General features: G+C 50.5%; 6 protein-coding genes and 2 pseudogenes. 2 read left to right on the top strand and 6 right to left on the bottom strand.

Going from position 1 to position 6,681, the window contains the following annotated elements; genetic code table 11:
• Positions 1 to 54 precede the first annotated feature (54 nt).
• A pseudogene (locus tag QVF11_RS02020) lies at positions 55 to 396 on the top strand (restriction endonuclease); the annotation flags it as partial.
• Positions 397 to 588: 192 nt separating this feature from the next.
• On the opposite strand, the gene QVF11_RS02015 reads toward QVF11_RS02020, so the two are convergent.
• The 4 genes and pseudogenes from QVF11_RS02015 to QVF11_RS02000 all read right to left on the bottom strand — a co-directional run bounded on the left by QVF11_RS02015 (position 589) and on the right by QVF11_RS02000 (position 3,133).
• Positions 589 to 1,368 (bottom strand): hypothetical protein, encoded by a 780-nt coding sequence (locus tag QVF11_RS02015; RefSeq protein WP_287855104.1) that lies wholly within the window; start codon positions 1,366 to 1,368, stop codon positions 589 to 591.
• A gap of 153 nt (positions 1,369 to 1,521) precedes the next feature.
• Positions 1,522 to 1,956 (bottom strand): VOC family protein, encoded by a 435-nt coding sequence (locus QVF11_RS02010; protein ID WP_287855103.1) that lies wholly within the window; start codon positions 1,954 to 1,956, stop codon positions 1,522 to 1,524.
• Between the two features lie 54 nt (positions 1,957 to 2,010).
• Entirely contained in the window at positions 2,011 to 2,334 is a 324-nt protein-coding gene (gene symE, locus QVF11_RS02005; RefSeq protein WP_287855101.1) for an endoribonuclease SymE, read from the bottom strand.
• 425 nt (positions 2,335 to 2,759) lie between these two features.
• Positions 2,760 to 3,133, bottom strand: a pseudogene (locus QVF11_RS02000) (DNA/RNA non-specific endonuclease).
• 387 nt (positions 3,134 to 3,520) lie between these two features.
• On the opposite strand from QVF11_RS02000, the gene QVF11_RS01995 reads away from it, so the two are divergent.
• On the top strand, positions 3,521 to 4,555 hold the full coding sequence (locus QVF11_RS01995; protein ID WP_287855099.1) for a DUF1176 domain-containing protein: 1,035 nt from the start codon (positions 3,521 to 3,523) through the stop codon (positions 4,553 to 4,555).
• Positions 4,556 to 4,638: 83 nt separating this feature from the next.
• Here the strand turns inward: QVF11_RS01995 and QVF11_RS01990 are convergent, their stop codons facing one another.
• Together QVF11_RS01990 and QVF11_RS01985 are read right to left on the bottom strand one after the other, a co-directional pair.
• A complete protein-coding gene (locus QVF11_RS01990) occupies positions 4,639 to 5,646 on the bottom strand; it encodes a substrate-binding domain-containing protein (RefSeq protein ID WP_112216407.1) in 1,008 nt (335 codons plus the stop codon).
• Between the two features lie 31 nt (positions 5,647 to 5,677).
• A complete protein-coding gene (locus QVF11_RS01985) occupies positions 5,678 to 6,655 on the bottom strand; it encodes an ABC transporter permease (protein ID WP_376767713.1) in 978 nt (325 codons plus the stop codon).
• Positions 6,656 to 6,681 lie beyond the last annotated feature (26 nt).

The following is a 6,681-nucleotide window of genomic DNA, read 5'->3' as shown; positions in this document are numbered from 1 at the left end:
AGTATGTCGGAAGATCTCTAAAAGTGAATGGTCCGATTAAGCGGGATACTTACATCACCTGCGGGAGCCGATCGGGGTAAAGATATCATTGCTTCACCTGATGGATTCGGTTTTGAAAACCCACGTATTATCGTTGAGGTGAAACATCGCAGGAAGTAAATGGGAGGCCAACATATCCGCAGCCTTATTGGCGGTCGCCATAAAGACGATCGCGGGCTTTATGTTAGTACCGGTGGTTTTACAAAAGATGCTCGATATGAAGCCGACTGTTCGACGATACCGCTAACGCTCTGGACGCTTGATGATCTCGTCCATGCGCTTATTGAGAACTATGAGCAAGTGGATATTGAGACCAAACTTTTGGTGCCTCTGAAGAAAACTTTCCTGCCTGCCTGAATCTTGCTTTGACAGCCATATCGGTGTTCTACTGGTATGGCTTTATACCCGCTAGTAATGTCTATTTTTTGTACGGATTTTAACTTGTGAGTGCAAGTGCGGGTATAACTATATATTCCTGCTTATAAATTACATTGATATCAGTCTATTGGGTGTGGAGTTCGAGTTCGACATTCGCACCAAATCACCCAATCAGTCCACTAAAAATCTTTTTTGTATCTGCATTTCATCATTTGAAAACTCCTGTTGAGGTCTCTGTTCTTCTGGCTCCGATGCGGTTTGCACAGCACGCTCCTCACTATCCGCCTGCGCTTCCTCCTCACACCACCTTTCAAACAGCCTGGCGAATCTGGTGCTTTGCCAGGTATCCTCAACCTGGCTAAAGATAAAGCCAGTGACCACAATAGCGGAAATAAAGTAAAACAGTGAAAATGCGATAACCGAATTTACGCCTCCACTGGCCAGTAACGATTGTATTGTTGTCCACCAGGCGCAAGCAAAAATGACTATTGAAATTAGCCAGAAAAACACACTAACGATGTGGAAATTTTTTATTTTTTTAGCATCTACAGAAAAATGCTTTTCTTCACAACGATATAAGGATGGGTTTTTAAGGAAACTCATTAATCGAACATCATATGAGCCGATACTTTTATCAGCGATAAAAGCGATCAGTTTATGGGCGTGCCAGACAGGAAGAGTAATCCCGATCTGCTCATACAAAAATTTCATTTGTACCGTCTGATGCGTCCTTGAGAGTTTGGTGTCTGGTATTTCAGCGTTTGCTATCTCAGCGATTTTATTCAGCACCTCTATTTTTGTTTCAATAGGTACCTTTTCAAAGCGAATTATTCGCTTTGCTGGCGGGCTGGACATCACCTTTCCCGCCCAGTCGATGATCTTTTTAGCTACATATAAAATCGCGGGTAGCAATACCAGCTTTGCAATATCTATCTCGTTAATGGCTCCCATATTTATTCCTTAATAAAATGAATAAGTAATGAATCTACAACACTGAATTTATTTTATGTAGCCCTCATTATTATGAGGGCTTCGATATGGCGAATTCCCGGTCTGACTTAATGCCACCCGCTCAATACGGCTCCTGTCCAGAGACCGTCCTGCTCAAAGACTGAAACTAATCTCTACTGATTCTGCACTGCGTTCAGCCTCCCCGTGGTAAACCGCCTCAATATTGTTACCATCGGGATCGAGTACGAAGGCTGCGTAATATCCGGGGTGATAGGTTCGCTCTCCGGGCGCTCCGTTATCACGCCCGCCGTGTGCCAGCGCCGCCTGGTAAAAAGCATCCACCGTTTCACGACCGCTTGCCTGGAAAGCAAGATGATGACGTCCTGTCGGTCTACCGGCAGATCCGGGACTATTAATAGATGAAACAACAAGTTCATCTGCCCAAAAGTAATCGTCGTAGGTATTTATGATAGGGATCTCAAGAACCGCCAGTACGGCGGTATAAAATGCTTTGCTGGCTTCGAAATCATTTACAACGAGCTGGATATGGTCGATAAGCCTGCCGCGATGTAGTCGATAAGTTTCCATGAGCGGTTTCCTCCAGTCTATAAGACACGAAATCTCATTGTGAGAATAATCTCTCTAACCCCGTCCCCCAATCACCCCGATAAACTCTCTGACCTGCTTCTGCTTCCTGGCCGACAGCTTCTCTACTCTGCGCATCGCGGCTTCCAGTTCCGGTTCTGGCTCTATTGTCGTCAACACGATACAGCCGTTCATCACCCGCACAGCTACCTTAGTGCCGGTCGTAAATCCTGCCGCCGCCAGCCACTCGCCTTTCATGATCACCGCCGGAATACGGCTACGATCTGGCAAACGTCTCACATCACTCACCGTCAACTGACGCTTATTCTTCGGCGACACTTCTGGATCAAACGAATCTACAATACAATCGATATCAGTCATGGTTGCTATTCCCTATAAATAGTAATTGTGATCAGCGGTGCGGATGTGTTGGCGCACATTCGCACCGCGCTAAATAACACCTGTAAACCTAACCAGTAATAAACGCAAAGTCCAGAATTTAATCGAACATAATAGACGCCTTTAACCGCATGTTCAGAATGAATGAAATACGTAACCCGATTATTTAGCTCCAACGGTAAATATCTTTCCTGATATTGCTTAAATAACCAAAAAACAGTCTCGAACAATAATGCAAATTTAATACCTGAATCAGAATGAAAATATCAAATTAAGAACACCCTAACTCCTTCGCCAGCGTACCTTTATGGGGCTTCAGGCTTTGGGCAATCTCCGGCGGCAGAGCAGACCAAAAAGAGAGCGGCGGATGGGGTCGTCGCTCAATCTCTTCCACCGTCACCTGATAATCACAAAAACTGGCGCTTTTTGTCCTCTAATCTTGCCCACGCCCCCTGATTGAGTCCTGACTCCTGCGGCGTAATATTGGAAAGGTAGTTTAATGTCTGCCAGTCTGCGTTTGCGCTCAGCCCGGCGAGCGGGGCCTGATGCCCGCGATCGACCGTCCACTGGCCTGACTGGCTTTGGTGATTTTATACGTTACCCAATTAGCGAATTTGCTGCGGCTGTTGTTATTTAGCGTATAGGCTTCGCGAACCAGCGTCTGTGCGCTTCCGTCGGTCGGGCAGCCCACTTCACAATTATCGATGGCGGATGCGCTGGCGGCGCACGCTAGCCCTAAAAATAACGATGGCAACAGGCACAAAAATCTATATATCTTCATTTTATTTATAACGTGATAGCGAATGTGAATCCAAATTCATAAACAGCAGAAAGGCGCTGTTAATAACAAAGCAGCGCAGTTCACAAATGATCTGGAAAGATGAAGTGAGAGAATAAAACAAGCAAAAAAACGCGACAGAGTGAAATATCACAAGATGATTAAACATCACGTTGGATAATGTTTTTTGATAATCAGATGATGTTGGATGATATCGAAAAAATATATTTCCACCCCATCAACTGAACGGGTCGCAAGGTGAGAATGTTCGACGAAAGAAAAGGGCTATCTCTGATATTGTCTGAAAAGATCCAAAGAGAAGGGAAAACACTTCTCTCCGGCGTGGGCATTGTTCAGACTACGGAAAATTATCCAGTAGGGAGAAACGGTATGAAAAAGGGAATCAGGGCAGGACTGCTGACATTAGCGGTACTTAGCGCCCCCGCGCTGGCGGAAAAAAGCGGAATTTCATTTAGCCATAAAGACTGGGAGGTGGTCTGTGATAACACGCTGACCTGTCGGGCTGCGGGATACAGTCCCAACGAAGGTACCGGTGGCTCAGTATTACTCACTCGTCAGGCCGGGGCGGGTACTGCGGTATCAGGAGAGCTGATGCTGGCGGAGGTTACCGATAGCGATGTTTATCCTGACAAGCTGACGCTGTGGATCAATGACCAGCCAGCGGGCGAAGTGAAGCCCGGAAAAGAGAGCTGGCCACTGTCGGACAAACAGGTCCGGGACATTATTAATGCGGTCAAAGGCAGTGGAAAAATCGAGTTTAAAGGCGGGTCAGATCCGTTTGTGCTCTCCGGTGACGGGGCTTATGCGGTGCTGCTGAAAATGGACGATGTTCAGGGGCGAATCGGCACGCCGGGCGCGCTGACCAAAAAAGGCGATAAACCGGAGAGCAGCGTCCGGGCTGCGGTTCCCGCGCCGGTGATTAACCAGGTTAAGCCTGGGAAGGCTCAGGAAAGAGCGCTGACAGCGCCTGAACTGGCGGTACTCAAGCCCAAACTTCTGGCAACCCTGACTGAAGATGACTGGTGCGATCGCATCCAGCCAGAGGAGGGAGAGGAAGCAGAAACCATTAGTCTGACGCCGCTGGATAACGCCCACTCGCTGATTTCAGCGCTGTGCTGGCGGGCGGCATATAACGAGGGGTACGGTTATTGGGTGGTTGATAGCAAGCTTGAAGGCAATCCCGCGCTTATTACCGTTTCAGGTTCGGAGTATGGCGAGGGTGAGATTTTCATGAGCCAGAAAGGACGCGGTCTGGGGGATTGCTGGGGAATGGCAAACTGGGTCTGGGATGGCACTACGTTTCGCAAAAGCCGCGAGGCAACAACCGGAATGTGTCGGTATTTGCGCCTGGGCGGTACCTGGGATCTCCCCACCTGGGTAACCGATGTTAAACCTGGAAAGTAACGTGCTGAAATAACGAGGCAAAAATATCTCCTCCGGCATACCCATCAAGGAAAGCGCCGGAGGAGAAGAGGAGGTACAGATTATTACTTACGCGCGTCCAGCAGCTGCTGCGCGTTGTCAGCGGTGACTACAGTCCACGGAATATAGTAGTGCTTCTGCGTACCGCCATCCCATTTCAGGTCTTTAGCGTACTGCTTCCAGATTTCCGACTGCGGCTGGTAGCTCTCGCCTTTCACCGCCCGCAGGGCCACGTCGATAGAGCCCTGCATCTGGCCTTTCGCATCCTGAAGGATAGAGACCATCTCCCCGGCCTGCACCGCGTGGATAGCATCGGAGACGCCGTCAACGCCCGCGATAGCAAAGTCTTTGACGTTCAGCCCCGCGCCCTTAATGGCTTCAATTGCCCCTAGCGCCATCTCATCGTTTTGGCCAATTACGCCGTTGATTTTACCGCGGTGTTTTTGCAGCCAGTTTTCCATCAGCGGCTGGGCTTCAGCGCGCGACCAGTTCGCGGTCTTCCGTTCCAGCACCGTCACCTGGCCTGCGCCACACTCCGCGATAGCCTTGTCGTTGCCTTTACCACGCTGGATCTCGCCGCTGCCGCCTTTCGGGCCTTCGATGATCACGACGTTTACTTTATGGTTCTTACAGTCGAGTTTATCCAGCACCGCTTTGGCTTCCAGATAGCCGCCCAGTTCATCGTTAGAGACCACTTCCGAGGTCATCTCTTCGGTGTTAAGACGGGCGTTAGTCACCACTACCGGAACTTTGGCCTCTTTGGCGTTGGTGACGATATCGATGTTAGCCTCGAAGTCCATTGGGTTAACGATAATCGCATCGGTGCGGGTCTGGAGCGCCGTGGCCGCCTGGTCGTTTTGTACTGACGCATCGTAGCGCCCGTCATAGAACGTCAGCACCGCTTCGCCGCTTTTCACCGCCGGATGTTCCTTGCCATAGCGTTCCATCAACTGCACGAATTCTGCTTTGTTGCCGTACATCAGCACCGCAATTTTAACCGGCGCCGCCTGAGCGGCCGCCAGACTTCCCATCATCATGGCTGAAGCAAACAACGCTATTTTGGTCTTATTCATTATTCTCTCCTGTAGGGGTTTTGCAGGTTAATTAATCGCGCTGTTGCTTACGCGATGGGTCGAGCAGAACGGCGACCACGATCAGGGCGCCTTTAATAATTTGTTGGTAGTACGACTGCACGCCGAGCAGGTCGAGGCCGTTGTTCATCACTCCGATAATCAGCACGCCGAAGAAGGTGCCGACCAGCGTACCGACGCCGCCCGCCATACTGGTGCCGCCAATCACTACTGCGGCGATAGCGTCCAGCTCATAGCCCGCTCCGGCGTTGGTTTGCGCCGAACCGGTTCGTGCGGTGAGGATCAGCCCGGCGATACCTGCCAGCGCGCCGCACAGGGTATACACCAGCACCTTGATGCGCACGACGTTGATCCCGGAGGTACGGGCGCTTTTCGGGTTGCCGCCAACGGCGTAGACGTAGCGGCCAATAATGGTTTTATTCAGCAGTAGCCAGGCGAGGGCGAACAGCAAAATAAAGATAATCACCGGCACCGGGATGCCGCCGACGTAACCATTGCCCAGCCAGCGGAAATCGTTATTAAGCTGGGAAACCGGGTTGCCGTTGGTGGTCAGCATGGTCAAACCACGGGCGGCGGAAAGCATCCCCATGGTGACGATAAACGGCTGTAAACGATAACGAGCTAATACCGTGCCATTAATCAGCCCGCAAACGATGCCGATACCGAGTGCTACGATCAGCGGCATGATCACCGCCGTAGCGGTATCGCCGATGGCCAGTCCGCTGTTATTGGTGGCGAAACGGGCGGCGACGATCCCGCTGAGCGCCAGCACCGATCCGACCGACAGATCAACCCCGGCGGTAATAATGACGAAGGTCATGCCAATTGCCAGAATGCCGTTGATCGACACCTGACGCAGGACGATCAGCATGTTTTCATTGCTGAGAAAATAGTTGCTGCTCCAGGCACCCTGGGAAACCTGGTACTCGCCAATCAGCGCCACGATCAGGCACAGGACGAAAAACGCGATGATAATGCCGTACTTGTGCATACGGCGCTTATTGCGGGTGAAAAACG

The organism is Klebsiella sp. (assembly GCF_027492335.1).
GTDB lineage: Bacteria > Pseudomonadota > Gammaproteobacteria > Enterobacterales > Enterobacteriaceae > Klebsiella > Klebsiella huaxiensis.
Note: the sequence above shows the minus strand (reverse complement) of the source record. Positions and strands in the feature narration are given on the sequence as shown.

Bases quoted from the DNA above. Each gene is read 5' to 3' on its own strand.
- QVF11_RS02015 (WP_287855104.1), bottom strand. From the start codon at position 1,368: ATGGGAGCCATTAACGAGATAGATATTGCAAAGCTGGTATTGCTACCC.
- QVF11_RS02010 (WP_287855103.1), bottom strand. From the start codon at position 1,956: ATGGAAACTTATCGACTACATCGCGGCAGGCTTATCGACCATATCCAG.
- symE (WP_287855101.1), bottom strand. From the start codon at position 2,334: ATGACTGATATCGATTGTATTGTAGATTCGTTTGATCCAGAAGTGTCG.
- QVF11_RS01995 (WP_287855099.1), top strand. From the start codon at position 3,521: ATGAAAAAGGGAATCAGGGCAGGACTGCTGACATTAGCGGTACTTAGC.
- QVF11_RS01990 (WP_112216407.1), bottom strand. From the start codon at position 5,646: ATGAATAAGACCAAAATAGCGTTGTTTGCTTCAGCCATGATGATGGGA.
- QVF11_RS01985 (WP_376767713.1), bottom strand. From the start codon at position 6,655: ATGCACAAGTACGGCATTATCATCGCGTTTTTCGTCCTGTGCCTGATC.